The organism is Taklimakanibacter lacteus (assembly GCA_003576695.1).
GTDB classification, from domain to species: Bacteria; Pseudomonadota; Alphaproteobacteria; order Rhizobiales; family Aestuariivirgaceae; genus Taklimakanibacter; species Taklimakanibacter lacteus.
Genome location: QOZQ01000007.1, coordinates 189,761 through 208,235 on the forward strand (window position 1 = coordinate 189,761; position 18,475 = coordinate 208,235).

Genomic DNA, 18,475 nt, shown 5'->3' on the forward strand with positions numbered 1-18,475 from the left:
TCGGAGCGAGATAATGGTTGCAAGATTGTCGTATGACGGCGGCGCAAATGACCAAGGCGGGGGCGGCACCTCCACCCTCCGCAATAAGAAGACGGTCCTGATCCTTGGCGCAGCGCGCAAGCTGTTTCTCGATCGGGGCTTCGATGCCATCACCATGGATATGGTCGCCAGGGAAACACCCGTATCGAAAGCGACCCTCTATGCGCATTTCGCCAGCAAGGAAGACCTGTTCACCGCCGTTATGGTCGATGAAGCCAACCGCATTTCGGACGAGATCTGGCGGATCGTCCCCCAGGACGGCAACATCGAGGATGCGCTGCGGCACGTGGCCGAGAAATTCGTCGACATCTTTCTATCGGGAGACACCATGTTCCTGCTGCGCGCCGTCATCGGCGTCGTGCCGAGATTTCCCTCGGTGGGGACTGCGATCTTCGAGACAAGCGCGCTGCCTCTGAGGGAGCGCCTCACGACATTTCTTGCTGGCGCGCATGAAAGAGGGGTGCTGAATGTCCCCAATCCGATGCTGGCCGCGGGCCAGTTCCTCAGCCTGGTGAAGGGCGACCTCGACATCCGCCACCTGCTGCTGCCAGCCAAACCGCCAGACCGGGCCGAAATCGAGGCCCAGATCAAAGCGGGGATCGAGCTGTTCCTCAGCTTCTACGCACGCCGCGAGATCTGACGCCTCACAGGACATGCTCGCGCGCAATGCCGCGGCAATCCATCTCGAATTCGAGATCGACGATCGGCGGGCGGGTGTAATGCCAGGTCAGGCCCGAACGGGCGGCGCCCCGAGTGACGATCTCATCCGCCAGGAAAGGATGAATGTCGTGGACCGTATAGGCCTGGACCGCGGTCGTCTCGCTCCAGCCGGCCCCCAGCAGTGTGAGCCGCTGTTCCATCTCGCCCAGAACATAGCGCGCTTTCTCACGCATGCCCTCAGGGCTCACATCGCCGAGCCGCACCGTATGATCGCGATAATTCGCCTTGCCCTCGACCGATTCACCGCTGCCCGCCACAATGAAGCCCGGGCGATCCGTCCGGCGCTCGACCGTGAAGGCAAAGGCATGGAAGGACGGCTCGCGCGGCGGATCGATGGCCGGGCAGACATTGGTGCGCGCCACCGGATTGGCCGTGCCGTCGAAAATGCGCCAGCGCTTCAGCGTTTCGACATAGGCCTGGTTGAAGGCGCGGAAGCCAGCTTCATCGAAGGGAGCGGGCGAACGCAGCTCGCAGGCGCAGAAAGAGGTGAGCGGCCGCCCCTCCCCTGCCAGATATTTCTCGATGCGGGCAAAGCCTTCGGCAAGCGGCAGGGTGTTGCGGAATTGCACCCGCACGATGTCGAATCCGGGTGCGGCGACCACGCCGGCGGAATACTGGAATACGCTGGGGGCATAGTGATAGCCCCCCGATGCGAAGGGGACGATGCTCATCGCGCTCTCCGGAATGCGGTCAGAAAAGCTGCCAGATTATCGCCCAGCACCGGCGACAGATAGCCACCTTCCTGCACCAGCACCGTCGGCAGGCCGATTTCGGCAATCATCCGCGCCATCACGGCAAAACCCTCGGTGGTGACGGCGCCGCCGGCGAGCGGATCGGCCTCATGGGCATCGAGCCCCAGCGCCAGGACGAGCGCTCCAGGGCGGTAATCGGCAATGCACCTGCGCGCAATTTCAAGTGCTTGCGCCCAGACGCGGTCATCGCTCCTGACCGGCACCGGCAGGTTGAGATTGAACCCCTCTCCTGCCCCGGCGCCGACCTGGCTCGCATAGCCATAGTAGAACGGATAATAGGTCGCGGGATCCGCATGGATCGACACGGTCAGCACATCGCCGCGGTCATAGAATATCCCCTGCGTGCCATTGCCATGATGCACATCGATATCGAGGATCGCCACCCGGTCATGCGCCCGGCGCAGATATTGCGCGGCAATGGCCGAATTGTTGAGATAGCAGAAGCCGCCCGACCGCTCGCCATAGGCATGGTGGCCGGGCGGGCGGCACAGGGCATAGGCGGCATCGGCGCCGCCCGCCACGAGGTCGGCGGCCGTGAGCGCGCTCATCGCCGACATGCGCACCGAGCCCCATGTCTCGGCCGACACCGCACCGGCGAAATCCATGATGTGCCACCCGGCGCGGCCAAGGATATTCGAGGGATAATCCGAAGGCGTTTCGACCGGCCGCGCACTGGGCATGATTTCGGGGAAAGCGCCCGGCAGCTTCATCCATTCGGCATGACCGTTGGCGAGGAAGTCGAGATAGCGGCGCGAATGGACCGCAGCCAGATGAGCGTCATCGAAGCTTGCCGGCTGGCGCAAATCGAGACCGGCCTTATTCACGCCTGCGAGGAGCCGCTGCAGCCGCTCCGGACTTTCCGGATAGTCGACCACCGCGCCATGGCGCAGGAAGCGCTGCGACGCGTGCCTGCCCTGAATCTCGCTGAAAACCGCTTCCATCACACCTGCCCGTCGCTGCGAATCACAATTCGATGGAAACATCGCCCATTGGCGTCGCCTGGCACAAGAGCACGTGGCCTTCGGTCGGCTCGATATCCAGATCGGCCGGATAGGCGACGGCAATAACGGCGCGCGTTCCTATGAAATCCAGGCACCCCGGTGGCTGCCCGGTTCGCCGATGCGCTCAAAGGTGTGAGCGCCGAAGAAATCCCGCTGGCCCTGGATCAGATTGGCCGTGCCGCGGGCGCGCCTGTAACTGTCGAAATAGCTGAGGGCCGCCGAAAGGGCGGGAACGGGCGCGCCGTTCAGGGCCGCATCCGCCACCGTCCTGCGCAGGGCCGCCTGGTTGGCCTTCATCATGGCGGCAAAATCACCCGCCATGAGAAGATTGCCTTTGCCCCTGCTCTTCTTGAAAGACGAGGTGATCAGATCGAGGAACTGGGAACGGATGATGCAGCCTTCGCGCCAGATGCTGGCAATGGTGCCCAGCGGCAGGTTCCAGCCCTTCTCGGCCGATGCCTGCTCCATCACGGCAAAGCCCTGCGCATAGGCGGCGATCTTTCCGGCATAGAGGGCGGATTCGAGCTGCTTCAGAAACGCGCCCCGCGATTTGGGTGTGAGCTTCCTGCGGGAAGCGCCAAAGATCTTCTCGGCGCGGCTGCGTTCATCCTTCATCGAGGACAAGACCCGTGCCGCCACGGCGGCTTCGAGCGTCGTGGCCGGAATGCCGAGATGCTGCGCTTCGATCACCGACCATTTGCCGGTGCCCTTCTGGCCGGCGCGATCCACGATCACATCGACCAGCGGCTTCTTCGTCTTGCCATCGACCGTCGCCAGAACCTTCGCGGTGATCTCGATGAGGTAGGAATTGAGCTTGCCCTCATTCCAGCGGGCAAAAACCTTGGCCATCTCGGGCGCTTTCATGCCGAGCCCGTCGCGCATCAGGCCATAGATCTCGGCGATCATCTGCATGTCGGCATATTCAATGCCGTTATGCATCGTCTTGACGAAGTGGCCCGCGCCGTCGGTGCCCATCCAGGCGCAGCAGGGCTGCTTCTTGTATTTGGCGGCAATGGCGGTGAGCACCTTCTCGACACGGTGATAGGACTGCTCCAGTCCTCCCACCATGATGGACGGACCGTGGCGAGCCCCCTCCTCGCCGCCCGAGACGCCCATGCCGATAAAGGCGATGCCGGTTCCGGCCAGGGCTGCATCGCGCCGCACCGTGTCGTGATAGTTGGCATTTCCGGCATCGATGATGATGTCGTCCGGCTTCAGTACCTTGCAAAGACCGGATATCTGCTCATCCACCGCATCGCCGGCCTTCACCATGATGATGACGGGGCGCGGCGGGTGGATGGCTTCTGCGAGGTCAGCCATGCTCCGGCAGGCAATGATGCGGCTTGCCAATGGGCCCGCATTGGCAATGAACTTCTCCGTCGTCTCCCAGGTGCGGTTATAGACAGCGATGGGAAAGCCTTTTTCAGCAATGTTGAGGGTCAGATTGGCGCCCATCACGCCAAGGCCGATCAATCCGATTTCTGCCTGCACCGCTTGCTCCTTCATATGAGGCGTCACATCACATGCCGCCGCGAACATCCGTGTGGAAGATACGGCCTGCGGGCATTTTGACAAGCGCAACGGCCCCCACACGGCCTCTCGCACGCATTTGGCCTTTGCGCCAGATAGGAAATCTGTTACCTGCCCACACTGGGACGCATGCTACGGCCTGGCATTACCTGCAATCTGCCCCACTCTTAGGTTACTTGCGGATCGATGGCGCGGCTGCTCGCTCTCAAGCAGGTTCAGGCGTCACGGTGGTGCGCGGCTTTCCTGTCGTCGGCTCCCGCATTCTGGTACTAGACTTGACTTTCAGGGAGAATTGCCCGGGTTTGCGGAAATCGAGGTCATGGACGTGGTTGCAAGGGTGTGCGAATTCGACGTCAAGGGGACGTTCGGCAAACACGAAAGCGACGGTCGGATGCAATCATGAGAGTGCTGCTTACCGGTGCTGCGGGTTTCATCGGCTTTCATACAGCCAGGCGGCTCATCGAGCGTGGCGATGAAGTCGTCGGGTTCGATGTGGTCAATTCCTACTACGACCCGTCCCTTAAGGAAGCACGCCTCGCCCTGCTCGCCAAAGCGGCAATGACCGCGCAGGGGGACTGGCGCTTCATCCGCGCCGACCTCACGGATGGCGCCGTCGTCAGGAAGGCGTTCGAAACCCGGTTCGACCGGGTGATCCATCTCGCCGCCCAGGCCGGGGTGAGGCACAGCCTCACCCATCCGCATGACTATATCAGCTCGAATATCGTCGCCTTCCTCAATATCCTGGAGGCTTGCCGGGACCAGAAGACGCCGCATCTGACCTATGCCTCGACATCGAGCGTTTATGGCGCGAATCTGAAGATGCCGTTTTCCGAGCATGAGGGCGTCGATCACCCGCTGCAGCTCTATGCCGCGACGAAGCGGTCGAATGAGCTGATGGCCCATGCCTATAGCCACCTGTTCAGGCTGCCGACGACGGCGCTACGCTTCTTCACGGTCTATGGGCCGTGGGGAAGGCCTGACATGGCTCTGTTCCTCTTCACGAAATCGATCCTCGCCGGCAAACCAATCGATGTGTTCAACAACGGCAAGCACTCGCGAGACTTCACTTATATCGACGATATCGTCGAAGGCGTCATCCGCGCTTCCGACCAGATCGCCGAACCGAACCCGGCATGGGATGCGATGAATCCCGATCCCGCGAGCTCCAATGCGCCCTACCGGATATTCAATATCGGCAATAATTCGCCGGTGGCGCTGCTGGACTACATCACCGCCATCGAGGAGGCGACGGGCAAGAAGGCCACGATCCGGTTCAAGCCGCTGCAGGCCGGCGACGTGCCCGATACCTATGCCGACGTGTCATCCCTTATCGAGGCCGTCGACTATAAGCCCGCCACTCCCGTGTGCGAGGGCGTGCGCAAATTCGTGGAGTGGTACAGAACCTATTACTCGGAATGAGGCTGCTGCCTCAGGGCGCCCTGTCCATATCCTGAAAGCGCAACGAAACCCGCCCGAGACTGCCATAGTCCACCGAGACATCGTCACCGGGAGCGATCTCCAGGGGCACAAGACAGGTTCCGGTCGTCACGACCTGGTTCCTGGCCAGCGTCAGGCCGTGCAGCGACAGCTCATTCGCCAGCCAGGTGAGCGCGATGCGGGGATCGCCCAGGACATTGGCGCCGATGCCTTCGCGTGCGTGCCCGGTGCCGACCCGGCCCATCACCCGATGCGCGGCGAGATCGAGGCTGCGCCACAGATGCGGCGCCTCGGGGCCCAGCACGAACTGATGACCGCAGGCATTGTCGGCGATCAGTTGCGGCGCCCCGACCAGCGTGAAGTCGGTGTAGCGGGAATCGGGCACTTCGATCGCGAGATGCAGCGCCGCGACGGCGTCCAGCACTTCGTCCTGACTATAGGCCTGATCGCGCGGCGGCAGGTCGCGCGACATGCGGAAGGCAAATTCGGCTTCGGCCACGCGCATGCGGTTCGGACCGAGCGTCAGGGTGGCGCCATCCGGAAAGACCCTCTCCGCCAGGAGCCGCCCGGCGAGCGGGCCATCGACCGCGATATGGCGCTGGCCGGCCAGGCTCGTTGCGGCGATCTTCCAACCGAAGAGCGGCTTGGCGCTCAGGCTTTCGAGATGCGCCTGAATCAGATAGCCCTCGGCGCGCGTCTTCGGCCGCAAGGACGGGGGCAAGACAGCCAGGGTCGTGCCCTTCCGCCAATGCCCGATCAGTAGTTCCGATGCTTCCTTCGCCTGAGCCAGCTCCACGATCCACCATCCCCGGAAATCCGGATCTATGATCTTCCGATGGCGCCGTCCGGCGCGCAAGCGCCATGACAGGACAAGAAGCTCTCGCAACAGGCCAAATGTCACAGCGAATCAGGCAAGCGCGGCTGGACGTTCGCCGGACGGCCCTGCTAGCATCGGCGTGTCATTAAGCGCGCCGCAAGGGCGCGCTGCAAGAGCAAAGGAGCGGCAAATGACAAAACGTTGGATCTGGGCAAGCGTGTTTCTCGCCATGTCGGCGGCTGCAGCGGAAGCCCATACGGGCGTCGGCAGCACGATGGGATTCGGGCATGGCTTCGGCCATCCGTTCAGCGGTTTCGACCATGTTCTGGCGATGGTCGCCGTCGGCCTGTTCGCGGCCAATCCGGGCGGGCGGGCAATGTGGCTGGTGCCGGCGAGCTTCGTCGTCATGATGGCGGTCGGGGGAACGCTGGGAATCGCGGGCTTCACCATGCCCTTCGTCGAGATCGGCATCGCACTGTCGGTGATCGTGCTGGGTGCCGCCGTGGCACTCAATTGGAATCTCCCGGTCACGGCTGCAATGACGCTGGCCGGCTTCTTCGCCATTTTCCACGGCCATGCGCATGGCGCTGAAATGCCGGTCGACGCCTCGGGCCTTGCCTATGGGGCGGGCTTCATATTGGCAACCGCGCTCCTGCACATCATCGGCATCGGCGCGAGCCTCGGTGCCAGTGTTGCAGCGCGCAACTATTCGCGCCGCATCACGCAGGCGGGCGGCAGCGCCATGGCGCTGGCCGGCGTCGCGATCCTCGCGGGCTGGCTGTGAGGAAGACACGCTAGTCGAGACAAGAATCGGCCCCAATGCCGGATGGCATTGGGGTTCACCATTCAAGCTGCCCGGCGTCGCCTACAGGAACGGCCACTTGCGATGACTGCCATGGCACGAGAGCCCTATGCCGACATACGCGACGCGGTGGCGAAGCTCTGCGTGCAATTCTCCGGCGAGTACTGGCGCGACCTCGATCGCCGGATGGCTTATCCGAGCGCATTCGTGCAGGCGCTGACGCAAGCCGGCTATCTGTCGATCCTGATCCCGGAAGAGTATGGCGGCGCGGGACTGCCGCTCTCGGCCGCGGCAGCGGTTCTGGAGGAAGTCCAGCGCTCGGGCTGCAACGGCGGCGCCTGCCATGCCCAGATCTATACGATGGGAACCATCCTGCGCCACGGGGCGGACGAGCAGAAGCGCCGCTTTCTGCCCGAGATCGCCTCGGGCAGATTGCGGCTCCAGGCCTTTGGCGTCACCGAGCCGTCGAGCGGGACCGATACTTCCGCGCTCAAGACCACCGCGCAGCGCGACGGCGACCACTTCATCGTCAACGGCCAGAAGATCTGGACCAGCCGCGCCGAGCATTCCGATCTCATGCTGCTGCTTGCCCGCACCACACCGCAGGCGGACGGCATGAAGCGCAGCGACGGGCTTTCCGTCCTCATCGTCGACATGCGCGACGCCATCGGTCACGGCCTCGCCCTTCGCCCCATCCGCACGATGATGAACCATGCCACCACCGAGGTCTTCTTCGATGAGCTGCGCGTGCCGGCGGAGAATTTGATCGGCGAGGAAGGCAAGGGCTTCCGCTACATTCTTTCCGGCATGAATGCCGAACGAATCCTGATCGCGGCCGAATGCGTGGGCGATGCCAAGTGGTTCATCGACAAGGCAACCCTCTATGCGAAGGATCGCCATGTCTTCGGCCGGCCGATCGGCCAGAACCAGGGCATCCAGTTCCCCATCGCCAGGGCCTATGCCAATATGCGCGCGGCCGAGCTCATGGTGCGCGAGGCGCTCGGTCTCTATGAGGCCGGCGGCAATCCGGGGCCGGAAGCCAATATGGCGAAGATGCTGGCGGCCGATGCGTCCTTCGAGGCTGCCAATGCCTGCATCCAGACGCATGGCGGCTTCGGCTTCGCCGAGGAATATGACGTGGAGCGCAAGTTCCGCGAAACGCGCCTCTATCAGGTGGCGCCGATCTCCACCAACATGATCCTGTCCTACCTCGCCGAGCATGTCCTCGGCCTGCCAAGATCCTACTGAGGATCGCATGTCCGAGTGTTCCCGCCCCCTGGCCGGACTTCTCGTCGTGTCGATCGAGCAGGCTGTCGCGGCACCTCTCTGCACCATGCGCCTTGCCGATGGCGGAGCGCGGGTGATCAAGATCGAGCGGCCGGAAGGCGAGACGGCACGGCACTATGATGCGGCGGTCGAGGGCATGTCGGCCTATTTCGTCTGGCTCAACCGCGGCAAGGAAAGTGCGGCCCTCGATCTCAAATCCGATGCCGATCTGGCGCTGCTTCACCGCATCGTGGCGAAAGCCGATGTGCTGGTGCAGAATCTGGGTCCCGGCGCCATTGGCCGGCTTGGCCTTGCAAGCGAGACCATCGCTGACAAGTTTCCCCGCCTCATCGCGGTGAACATCATCGGCTATGGCCAGGACACTTCCTATGCGCAGATGCGCGCCTATGACATGCTGGTGCAGGCCGAAAGCGGTGTCTGCGCGGTGACCGGGACGCCGGAGCATCCGAGCAAGATCGGCGTCTCCGCCGCCGATATCGCGACCGGCATGAACGCCCATGCCGCCATCCTCGAGGCGCTGATCGCGCGCGGCAGGACAGGCCGCGGCCGTGTCATCGACGTCGCCATGTTCGACGGCATGGCGGACTGGATGACGGTGCCCTTGCTTCATTTCGAACATGCGCAACGCGAGACCGGCCGTCATGGCCTCGCCCATGCCTCGATCTATCCCTATCGTTCCTATCCCTGCCGCGACAAATCGGTCGTCGTCGCCATCCAGCACAAGGGCGAATGGCAGAGATTCTGCTCATCGGTCCTGCGACGCCCCGATCTACTCACGGATGAGCGCTTCACCACCAATGAAGCACGCGTCGTCAACCGCCATGCGCTCGATGCCGAAATCGAGCCGATCTTCGCAGCGATCGAGCGCCAGGAGGCCATCAGCCGACTGGAGGACGCGCAAATCGCCTGGGGCCGTCTTACCGAAATGCGCGACCTGCCCCATCATCCAGCCCTTCGCCGCATGACGATTGCCTTGCCCGGCGGCAGGACGATCGAGATTCCCCGACCGGCGGCGCGCGATGATGCTGAGAAGATTGTACCAGCCGTCCCGGCCATTGGTACCGACACCGAGCGGATTCGTCGCGAATTCGCATCTTGAGCCTGTCGTCTCAATCCGCGCCAATAACCGTCGTGACGCCCGCCCTTTCGCTACAAATTGAAAGTCAGCAGGCGCAAAGCGCTGGTGGCTTTGTGATGAAGGCCATGGCGCCTTAGGAGGAAAGCCGTCAGAAATATCCGTCCGACGCCGCCGTCGCTTCCTTCGGTATCTCGACGCCATCGACCAGAATCTTGTCGACGAGCTCGTGATGGAAGCAGATCAGGCCCTTGATGCGTTCGGCCTCATGCACCGGATCGGCATAGTACCACACCATGTTCTCGTGGAATTTGCCGTTCACCGTCACATGGTAGTAGCTGGAGATCCCCTTATAGGGGCAGCGCGAGATATACCGGCTGGGCGAGAGCATATCGAGGCGGGTGTCGTTGATCGGAAGATAATGACGGGTCGGATGCCCGGTCTCGAACAGGAAGACGCCGCGCCGTGAATCGGCAACCATCTCGCCATCGAGAATGACCTGGACACGCCTGGACGACGGCAGGCAATCGACCCGCCGGAAGGGATCGCGCGCATGGACGAAGATCTCCTCGTCCTCCTCATGCCAGCTGGTCATCTTGGCCCAGGAGAACGCCATATAGTCGGCGATCGGCGGACAGCCCTTGACGGGATCGAGATAGCGCCAGGCCGCGTCCTCGACGAGAGTGACGCCGGTATTGAGCGAGTAATGGGTCGCGACACCTTTGAAGGGCGTCTCGGTCGTGGTCACGCTGGGCAGCAGGAAATCCTGGCGCACGTCGCTCATCGGAAAATAGTAGACCGGCAGATGGTCGGATTCATAAAGCACCAGCGCCCGCGTGCTGTCGGCGACCACGAGTTCGCCCACCTGCACGCGGATCCGCTTCGGCGAGGGCATGGTGAAGACCACATAGCCCGGCTCGAAGTCATACTGGACGATCTGGTCGAGAATGGGAAAATGCGGTCCGCGACCGCGCAGATGAGGCTTGCGCATGCTGGTATTATCTCGTCTTCTGGTTCTTGGCATTAAAGGCTGGATCAGCCTACCGTCACGCGGTCGAGGAGCAATCCAGCCGCAATCTGGGGAAGCCCGCCGATCGTCTTGCGCACCGGCACGAGGAGATCGGGGAAATAGCTGAAGATGATGGGCACTTCGTCCAGCAGGAATTTCTGTATCTTGGACGCAGCATCGCGCTTCGCCGACAGGTCGAGAGCCTTGAGATAGTCGGCGACGAGCCCGTCATAGTCCGGGTTCTTGAAATGCGCCGCATTCCACGGACCGGTGCTCACCAGCGGGCTTTTGAGGAAGACATCGGGCACGCTGCGGTGGGCATAGTCGGTGATGCCGAGCGGGCTGTCTAGCCAGTCCGACTGGCCGAACACCGCCTTGCCGTAATATTTGTCCTGATCCTCGATATTGAGCGACACGCGAACGCCGATCTCCTTGGCGAAATTCTGGAAGAGCTGGGCATAGGCCGGGATATCGGCATAGCGCAGCGTCGTCAGGGTGATGTCGAAGCCGTCGGCAAGGCCCGCTTCGGACAAAAGCTGCCTGGCTTTGGCGATGTCCTGCTTGCGCTGCGGCACCGATGCGTCGGTGACCGGAAAGCCCGGCGCGAAGGGACTGTCATTGCCCGGCGCCGCCATGCCGCGGCACAGCCCGTCGACCAGCTTGTTGCGATCGATCGAGAGCGCCAGCGCCTGGCGCACGCGCTTGTCGGTGAAGGGTGCGGTGTCGCAGCGCATATGCAGCTGGCGATGCGCGGTCGAGGCCACCCGCAGGATGGTGATGTCCGGATTGGCGGCAACGGCGCGACTGGCATCGAGCGGGATCGCATCGAGGATGTCGACCTCGCCGCCCTGCAGCGCCAGGATGCGCGGCTGCACATCGCCATAGAACTTGAATTCGAGACGGTCGGGCATAGCCTTCTCGCCCCAGTAGTCGGGATTGCGCAGGAAGGACGCCCCGATCTTGGGCTTATAGGATTCAAGCCGGAAGGGCCCGGTGCCGTCGAAGGTCTTCTCGTAATCGCCCTTGTAGTCGGCCGGTAAAATGAGGGCGTTGTAGTTGTCGATCGATACCGAATAGGGAAAGCTGCCATTCGGCGCGTCGAGATGGAAGGCGACCGTGTGATCGTCGAGCTTGCGCGTGCCGCCCTTGGACAACAGCCCCTTGAAGACCGAGAGCGCATTGGATGTGCCGGCGGAATCGGAGAGGCGATCGAAGGTCGCCACCACATCATCGGCCGTGAACAGCTTGCCGCTGTGGAATTTGACTCCGCGGCGCAATTTGAAGGTCCACACGCTGCCATCTTCATTGGTCGACCAGCTCTCGGCCAAAACGGGCCTGAGCGTCAGATCGGGCTCGGTCACGCACAGGAACTCGCTGGCCTGGAAGGCAAGCTGGTAGCTGCCGCTGTCATAAAAAGTGACGGGGTCGATCGCGCCGCCCGGCACCGCTATCCCTGCCCGCACGGTCCCGCCCGGCTTGCCGGCCGCCCGGACGCTGCGAGTGCCGAGCCCGGTTTCGGCCAGAAGTGCCCCCATCAAGGGAAGCGACAGTCCCAGGACGCTGCCATGGCGCAGGAAATCACGCCGGTCGACTTTGCCGGCCAGGAGGAGATCGATGGCTGAGTTTTCGACAGGCCCGAGCTTCCGGCGTACAGCATCGAAAATCCTGAAATGGCTTGCCATCGTCGCGTTCCTTGATAGCATGAGAAAGAGCCCATCTAACGCTGGTTTCTCGACGACCGAAAAGCGATATTTTTTGATGGTCTCCATCGAAATTTTTGATGCTGGGGTGGATTCACTTGGATACTGAGAACCTGCGCAGCTTCATCGAGGTGGCCACCCATGGCAGCTTCACCATTGCCGCCGGCCGGCTCAATCTCGCCCAATCGACGATCAGCGCGCGTATTCGCGGGCTCGAGGAGCAGCTTGGCCGACGCCTCTTCCTGCGCGATCGCGACGGCGTGGCGCTGACCCCGGCGGGCCGGCAGTTCCTTCAACATGCGACAGCGATCACCCGCACCTGGGAACAGGCGCGCCAGGATATCGCCGTGCCGGAAGGCTATGAGCATCTGCTGCGGCTGACGGCGCCCGCTTATTTGTGGGATCCGATCGTGATGCCATGGATGAGATGGATGCGCGAGCAAAGGCCCAATGTGGCGCTCAGGCTGGATGGCAGCTTTTCCGATGCCGCGGTCGATCATCTGGCGGATGGGCTCCTCGATATCTGCATCGTCTACCTGCCGCGTTCGCATCCCGGCATCGCCTTCGAGGTGCTCGCCCTCGACAAGGTCGTCCTCGTCCAGCACATGGCGCAAGCCGGCCACTGGAACGACAATTACATGCTCGTCGACTGGGGCCTCGAATTCCGCATCGAGCATGATCGCGCTTTCGCGAACATGACGAGGCCCGCCATCTCGACGGGCTCGGTTTTCGGCGCGCTGCGCTATGTGCTGTCGCAACAGGCTGCCGCCTATCTGCCGCTCAGCGCGGTCGAGCGCCATATCGAGCGCGGCGAGCTGAAGCGCGTCGACGGCGCTCCCGTCTTCCAGCGGCCGGTCTATCTCTCCTATCCGAGCCATCTCGCCACATCCGATGTCACCGAAACCGCGCTTGCCGGGTTGCGGCTATTGGGCAAGAGCTGGTCCGGCAGCGCCGCCGGCAATTCCCCTGACCCGGAACGCAGATCTTGAGAAACTGATTCAAGCATCGGAGAAGCGATATGAGCGTGCGTGTCGGAATCATCGGGGTCGGGGTCATGGGCAGCGATCACGCCCGCACCCTCATCGCCAATGTGCCGGGCGCGCAATTGCGATCGCTCCATGATGCCGACCCGGCGCGCGCCAGAATGGTCGCCGATGAGACGGGCGCCGGGACGGTCGCCGGCGACCCTCTTGCCATCGTCAATGACAAGCAGATCGATGCGGTGCTCATCGCCTCGCCCGACAGCACGCACCGCAATCTCACGCTGGCCTGCCTCGCGGCCGGAAAGCCGGTGCTGTGCGAGAAGCCGCTCGCCCCCACCGCACAGGAATGCCTCGATGTCATCGCGGCCGAGACACGCATCGGCCGGCGGCTGGTGCAGATCGGCTATATGCGCCGCTTCGATCCCGCCTATGTCGAAATGAAAGCGGTGCTGGGCTCGGGCAGGCTCGGCCAGGCGCTGATGTTCCATTGCTTCCACCGCAATGTCTCGGCCCCGCCCTGGTTCGATTCCAGGATGGCCATCACCAATTCGGCGGTGCATGAATTCGACATCGCGCGCTGGATGCTGGATGGCGACTTCGTGAAAGTGCAGGTGTTCCGCCCAACCGCGACGGCGCCTGACGGAACCGGCGCCCCGGTCTTTCTGGTTCTCGAAACCTCGGGTGGTCAGCTCGTCAATATCGAGACCTTCAACAATGCGGGCTACGGCTATGACGTGCGGGGCGAACTCGTCTGCGAGAAGGGAAGCGTATCGCTCCGGGCGCCCGTCAACAGCGAGACCAACCACGCTCTCGTCCACGGCACCTCATATCCGCCCGACTGGCGAGGACGCTTCGCGGCGGCCTATCGCCTGCAGCTGCAAGCCTGGATCCGGTCGATCGCGGCCGGCAACTCCACCGGCGCCAGCGCCTGGGATGGCTATGCCGCGGGCGCCACGGCGGAAGCCGCATTGCTGTCGCTGGTCGAAGGCCGGCCGGTCGCCATTACGCTCGATGAACGGCCGCGCTTCTACCGATGATCGCGAAGGCATCTGCGGGCGTTCGGCTTTCTTGGCCATGGAATTGAACCGGAGCGCAGATGTGCGAAATCGCACATCCATGCCGTGCATGGCGGACTATGATCCGCAGGATATTCCGGCACGGCTCCTCGCCTTCATTTGACTATGCCTGAATTACCGGGACCCGCGCCATCTGTCCTCATCTGCAACAGCGAGCGGAACGACCATGGCGAAAAAACCGAACCTGGCGAAGGCAATCTCCATAGGCAAGGCATTGGCCGCCCAGACGCTGAAACGCCGGTCGCGCGCCTTGCAGAAGCGCCGCAAGGCGCTCGAGGCCAAGGGCATAAAGGTCGCGCCGGCGAAGAAAGGCGCCGCCGGCAAACAGGCGCTCGCCAAGGCGCCCGTCACCCATGCAAGCGCCGGCGTTCTCATTGCCGAAGGCGATTCCTGGTTCGACTATCCGTTCTACGATGTCCTGAGCGAGCTCGAGGACGGCTTTGGATTCGACATCGAATCCGTGGCGCATCGCGGCGATACGATCGAGGACATGGCCTATACGGGCGGGCAATTGGATGAATTCTCCCGTCTCGTCGAGAAGGTCCTGCGCACCGGCGTCCGGCCGCGTGCGATCCTTCTCTCGGGCGGCGGCAACGATGTTGCCGGCGATGAGTTCGCGATATTGCTCAACCACGCCGCATCGAGCATTGCCGGCCTCAATGATTCAGTCGTCACTGGCGTGATCGACGAGCGCGCGCGGGACGCCTATGCCACCATCCTGAGCGCCATCACGGCGATCTGCACCAACCATCTGGGCCAGCCCCTCCCCATCGTCGTCCATGGCTATGATTATCCCGTGCCGGACGGCCGTGGCTATCTGGGCGGCTTCGGCCCCTTGCCGGGCCCCTGGCTCGACCCTGGCTTCCGCCGCAAGGGATATGCACAGATGACGCAGCGCAAGCAGATCTGCGTCGCCCTCATCGACCGGTTCAATGCGATGCTGAAAAGCCTGGCCGGCAAGCCGCCTTTCGCGCATGTGAAGTTTCTCGACTTGCGCAACACATTGGCGGCAGGGGCGACCTATAAGAATGATTGGGAGAACGAGTTGCACCCGACCGAGAGAGGCTACCAGAAGGTCGCCGCGAAATTCGCCGGCGCCGTTTGACGCGCCAATAAGGGAGGATGATCGTGCAGGACAAGGTTATCGTCACCCATCGCGCGGCTTTGACCGCCAAATATGGACAGGCCGGCATCAAGGCCATTCAGGCCGCGCTGGCGGCGCTGGTCGAGGCCGACAAGGAGCGCGGCCTCGCGGCGCGCATCGTCTATCTCGACGATGCGCCCGCGATGAAGAAGCTGGGCGCGCCCACACTCGCCAATCACAAGGATCGGCGGGGCGCCAAGCAGGCCATCGACGGCGTCTACAAGTCGCTCAAGCCGGACTATCTCCTGATCGTCGGCGCCTCCGACGTCATCCCGCATCAGGACCTCACCAACCCCGCCTTCGAGGCCGGCGATGACGATGATGAATTTGCCTTTGGCGACATTCCCTATGCCTGTGACGAGCCCTATTCGCGCGACCCGGCAAAATTCGTAGGTCCCACCCGCGTGGTCGGGCGTTTGCCGGACCTGACCGGAGCCGGCGAGCCGTCGCATCTCATCGCCCTGCTCAAGACCGCGGCGCAATGGAAGAGCCGCAAGCTCAGCGACTACAAAGGCCATTTCGGATTGTCCGCCGCGGTGTGGCGAATCTCGACCGATCTGAGCCTCGATGCCATTTTCGGCCAGGCGAAGCCCGCCTTGCTCAGCCCGCCCAAGGGGCCGAGCTTCACGCCCAAGGCGCTGGGCGCGCTCATGCATTTTGTCAACTGCCACGGGGCCGTCGCCACGCCCGAATTCTATGGCCAGACCGGCGACAAATATCCGACCGCCCTGACCACCAAATCGCTCAAGGGCAAGATCAGGAATGGAACGGTGGCCTCGGTTGAATGCTGCTATGGTGCGGAGCTTTACAATTCCGTGCTTCCCGGCATCGACATCCCCATCTGCCAGACCTATCTGCGCCAGGGCGCCTATGGCTATCTCGGCAGCACGACGATCGCCTATGGCCCGGCGGACGAGAACGGCGCCGCCGATCTCATCTGCCAGTATTTCCTGCGCAACATCCTGGAGGGTGCTTCCATCGGGCGCGCCGCCTTGATGGCGCGGCAGCAAATCGTGGCCAAGGTCCAGCAGATGGACCCAATGGATCTGAAGACCCTGGCGCAATTCTGCCTCTATGGAGATCCCAGCATCCATCCGATTCTCGAGGCGGTCAGCAAGGCCAAGCCTTCCCTCGCACATGCCGCCGAAACGAACCGCTTCCGCCGCAGCGAGATCCGCGCCAAGCTCAAGCAGACCGGCGACTTCCTGCAGGCCACCAAGCCCACCGCTTCGAAGCCCGAGGCGCGCCGGCGCCCCACCGCGAAAGAGAAGCCGGCACTGGCTAAGATCGCGGCGGCCGGCGGATTGAGCCGGAACCAGCCTTTCACGGCCTACAAGGTCAAAGGCTCTCCCCCGCCCCGGCTGGGCAAGAAGAGCGGCAAGAAGGCCGCACCGGCGCCGACCCGCTATTACCTGACCATTGGGCGGCCGCGCTCGAAGCGCAAGGACGGGCCCAAAATCGCCATCATCGCCAAGGAAGTTCAGGGGAGGATTGTCGATTACCGCATCTATCACCAGCGCTGAGATTTCATGGATTCATCCGATCCCGTCCCGATCAAGCGGTTGCGCGGCCAGGTGACGCGCGGGCCCTATGGCAAGGGCTCCAAGAGCGAAAGGGATGCGGTCTTCGTCGACACCGGCGCCAAGCGCTATATCCTGCGCCGCAAGGCGGGACCCGCCTTTGCCGACAAGCAGCTCGACAAATATGTCGGCCGGATGGTGATCTGCGACGGCTTCCTGATGGGCACGACCCTCCTCGCCGACACGATCGATATCGTCGATTAGCCAGCACAGGATGGCTTTGTAGGCGAATTCTCCCTCCGCCGCCGACCTTGCTCCGCCGAAGCGAAGCCTCGGCTTCGCGAAGGCGAGAGGCGGGGAGGGTGGCGCGCGGAACGCGCGACGGGTGGGGTTTCTCCGCAAGGGAGATCTGTCAGGTAAAGTCGTTCGCAGCGATCAGGTTATTTGTTGAGCACTTGTCGGCTGAGACACCCCACCCGATCTCCGCTTCGCTCCGACCACCCTTCCCGCGCTTCGCGCGGCGGAGGGAGATTACCTGCAAATTGACAGGGATCGGCGGTTGTGCAATCCGCAAAGTACAACAAACACCGCGCCGGGGATCAGGGGAAGCGTGATGCGGGTTCGAGACATGCTGAGCCGGGACGGCCTCGCGCTGACGAAGTCGGAGGCGCGAATCGTGCAGATCCTGCTCACCGACTATCCGATATCGGGCCTCGGCACCGCGACCAGCCTGGCGCGGCGTGCCGCCGTCAGCGATCCGACCGTCATCCGCCTGGTGACCAAGCTCGGCTTCAAGGGCTTTCCCGACTTCCAGGCGAAGCTGCTCGAGGATGTCGAAGCGGGCCTGCGCTCACCCCTGATGATGATGGAGGCCAAGCGGCCGACGGCGGCGCGGCGCAGCGTCGCCGAGGACTATTTGCGCTCCGTCACGCGCGTGATGCAGCAGGCGGCCGACATGACGGTTCCGCAGGCCTATGAGCGCAGCGCCGATCTCGTCCTCGACGCCAAGGGCCAGGTGCTGGTGCTGGGCGGCCGCTTCAGCCGGCATGTGGCGGGCATGCTCGCTTCCTATCTGGCGCAGATCCGCCCGCGCGTCACACCGCTCGGGCCGCTGTCGCCGGAAAGCTTCGACCGGCTCCTCGATCTCGGCCCGCGCGACGTGCTCATCGTCTTCGACTATCGCCGCTACCAGACCGATGTCATCCATTTCGCCGAACAGGCCGGCCGGCGCGGCGTCAGGCTGGTGCTGTTCACCGATCCCTGGCGCTCGCCTTTGGCGGAGAAGGCCGATGTGGTGATCGTCAGCCCGGTCGAGGCCAATTCGCCCTATGATTCGGTGGCCGCTCCGGTGGCGCAGATGGAAGCCCTGGTCACGCATATGCTGGCGCCGAAAACCCAGATCATGCATGCGCGCATGCAGCAACTCGAAAAGATCCGGGAAGCCAACCATGTCACGATCGCCGAGGCGATGGAAAAAGTCCCGCTGCGCAAATCACCGGGAAAGAAGAAGCACCGCTAGGCGGACGATGAATTCAATATATATCGTACTGTACGAATAACTACATTCCAGCCGGAACGGCGGG

The 18,475-nt window shown here is 63.0% G+C and carries 17 protein-coding genes; 11 read left to right on the forward strand and 6 right to left on the reverse strand.

The window, feature by feature from the left end; all coding sequences use genetic code 11:
• Nucleotides 1-13: 13 nt before the first annotated feature.
• Nucleotides 14-679 (forward strand): TetR/AcrR family transcriptional regulator, encoded by a 666-nt coding sequence (locus DT068_RS15785; protein ID WP_119390825.1) that lies wholly within the window; start codon nucleotides 14-16, stop codon nucleotides 677-679.
• Nucleotides 680-683: 4 nt separating this feature from the next.
• On the opposite strand, the gene cnbZ is transcribed toward DT068_RS15785, so the two are convergent.
• The 3 genes from cnbZ to gnd all read right to left on the reverse strand — a co-directional run bounded on the left by cnbZ (nucleotide 684) and on the right by gnd (nucleotide 4,018).
• A complete protein-coding gene (gene cnbZ / locus DT068_RS15790; RefSeq protein WP_119390826.1) occupies nucleotides 684-1,430 on the reverse strand; it encodes a 2-amino-5-chloromuconate deaminase CnbZ in 747 nt (248 codons plus the stop codon).
• A complete protein-coding gene (locus DT068_RS15795; protein WP_119390827.1) occupies nucleotides 1,427-2,452 on the reverse strand; it encodes a histone deacetylase family protein in 1,026 nt (341 codons plus the stop codon). Before DT068_RS15795 ends, cnbZ begins: the two co-directional genes overlap by 4 nt.
• A 138-nt stretch (nucleotides 2,453-2,590) precedes the next feature.
• Nucleotides 2,591-4,018 (reverse strand): NADP-dependent phosphogluconate dehydrogenase, encoded by a 1,428-nt coding sequence (gnd, locus tag DT068_RS15800; RefSeq protein WP_119390975.1) that lies wholly within the window; start codon nucleotides 4,016-4,018, stop codon nucleotides 2,591-2,593.
• 423 nt (nucleotides 4,019-4,441) lie between these two features.
• On the opposite strand from gnd, the gene DT068_RS15810 reads away from it, so the two are divergent.
• Complete coding sequence (locus DT068_RS15810) at nucleotides 4,442-5,461, forward strand: NAD-dependent epimerase (RefSeq protein WP_119390829.1); 1,020 nt, start codon at nucleotides 4,442-4,444, stop codon at nucleotides 5,459-5,461.
• A gap of 10 nt (nucleotides 5,462-5,471) precedes the next feature.
• On the opposite strand, the gene DT068_RS15815 is transcribed toward DT068_RS15810, so the two are convergent.
• Complete coding sequence (locus DT068_RS15815; RefSeq protein WP_119390976.1) at nucleotides 5,472-6,278, reverse strand: 2-keto-4-pentenoate hydratase; 807 nt, start codon at nucleotides 6,276-6,278, stop codon at nucleotides 5,472-5,474.
• Nucleotides 6,279-6,486: 208 nt separating this feature from the next.
• Here DT068_RS15815 and DT068_RS15820 point away from each other — a divergent pair, with 208 nt between their 5' ends.
• The 3 genes from DT068_RS15820 to DT068_RS15830 all read left to right on the forward strand — a co-directional run bounded on the left by DT068_RS15820 (nucleotide 6,487) and on the right by DT068_RS15830 (nucleotide 9,484).
• On the forward strand, nucleotides 6,487-7,080 hold the full coding sequence (locus DT068_RS15820) for a HupE/UreJ family protein (protein WP_119390830.1): 594 nt from the start codon (nucleotides 6,487-6,489) through the stop codon (nucleotides 7,078-7,080).
• A 102-nt stretch (nucleotides 7,081-7,182) separates the two neighbouring features.
• Complete coding sequence (locus DT068_RS15825; protein WP_438816440.1) at nucleotides 7,183-8,346, forward strand: acyl-CoA dehydrogenase family protein; 1,164 nt, start codon at nucleotides 7,183-7,185, stop codon at nucleotides 8,344-8,346.
• Nucleotides 8,347-8,353: 7 nt separating this feature from the next.
• On the forward strand, nucleotides 8,354-9,484 hold the full coding sequence (locus DT068_RS15830) for a CaiB/BaiF CoA transferase family protein (protein WP_119390832.1): 1,131 nt from the start codon (nucleotides 8,354-8,356) through the stop codon (nucleotides 9,482-9,484).
• A gap of 127 nt (nucleotides 9,485-9,611) precedes the next feature.
• Here DT068_RS15830 and DT068_RS15835 read toward each other — a convergent pair whose 3' ends face one another.
• Together DT068_RS15835 and DT068_RS15840 are read right to left on the reverse strand one after the other, a co-directional pair.
• Nucleotides 9,612-10,451, reverse strand: coding sequence for a DUF427 domain-containing protein (locus tag DT068_RS15835; RefSeq protein ID WP_368904758.1), 840 nt, complete (start codon nucleotides 10,449-10,451; stop codon nucleotides 9,612-9,614).
• 44 nt (nucleotides 10,452-10,495) lie between these two features.
• Nucleotides 10,496-12,151, reverse strand: a complete 1,656-nt coding sequence (locus tag DT068_RS15840) for an ABC transporter substrate-binding protein (RefSeq protein WP_119390977.1) — start codon at nucleotides 12,149-12,151, stop codon at nucleotides 10,496-10,498.
• Nucleotides 12,152-12,267: 116 nt separating this feature from the next.
• Here DT068_RS15840 and DT068_RS15845 point away from each other — a divergent pair, with 116 nt between their 5' ends.
• The 6 genes from DT068_RS15845 to DT068_RS15870 all read left to right on the forward strand — a co-directional run bounded on the left by DT068_RS15845 (nucleotide 12,268) and on the right by DT068_RS15870 (nucleotide 18,411).
• Complete coding sequence (locus tag DT068_RS15845) at nucleotides 12,268-13,158, forward strand: LysR family transcriptional regulator (RefSeq protein ID WP_119390834.1); 891 nt, start codon at nucleotides 12,268-12,270, stop codon at nucleotides 13,156-13,158.
• A gap of 29 nt (nucleotides 13,159-13,187) precedes the next feature.
• The gene (locus tag DT068_RS15850; RefSeq protein ID WP_119390835.1) at nucleotides 13,188-14,189 is read left to right on the forward strand and encodes a Gfo/Idh/MocA family protein; all 1,002 of its coding nucleotides are present in this window, start codon (nucleotides 13,188-13,190) and stop codon (nucleotides 14,187-14,189) included.
• 205 nt (nucleotides 14,190-14,394) lie between these two features.
• Nucleotides 14,395-15,333: an SGNH/GDSL hydrolase family protein gene (locus tag DT068_RS15855; RefSeq protein WP_119390836.1), complete on the forward strand. Its 939-nt coding sequence runs from the start codon at nucleotides 14,395-14,397 to the stop codon at nucleotides 15,331-15,333.
• A 23-nt stretch (nucleotides 15,334-15,356) separates the two neighbouring features.
• A complete protein-coding gene (locus DT068_RS15860) occupies nucleotides 15,357-16,895 on the forward strand; it encodes a C25 family cysteine peptidase (protein WP_162914227.1) in 1,539 nt (512 codons plus the stop codon).
• A 6-nt stretch (nucleotides 16,896-16,901) separates the two neighbouring features.
• Nucleotides 16,902-17,156, forward strand: coding sequence for a hypothetical protein (locus DT068_RS15865; protein WP_119390838.1), 255 nt, complete (start codon nucleotides 16,902-16,904; stop codon nucleotides 17,154-17,156).
• 349 nt (nucleotides 17,157-17,505) lie between these two features.
• Complete coding sequence (locus DT068_RS15870; protein WP_119390839.1) at nucleotides 17,506-18,411, forward strand: MurR/RpiR family transcriptional regulator; 906 nt, start codon at nucleotides 17,506-17,508, stop codon at nucleotides 18,409-18,411.
• Nucleotides 18,412-18,475 lie beyond the last annotated feature (64 nt).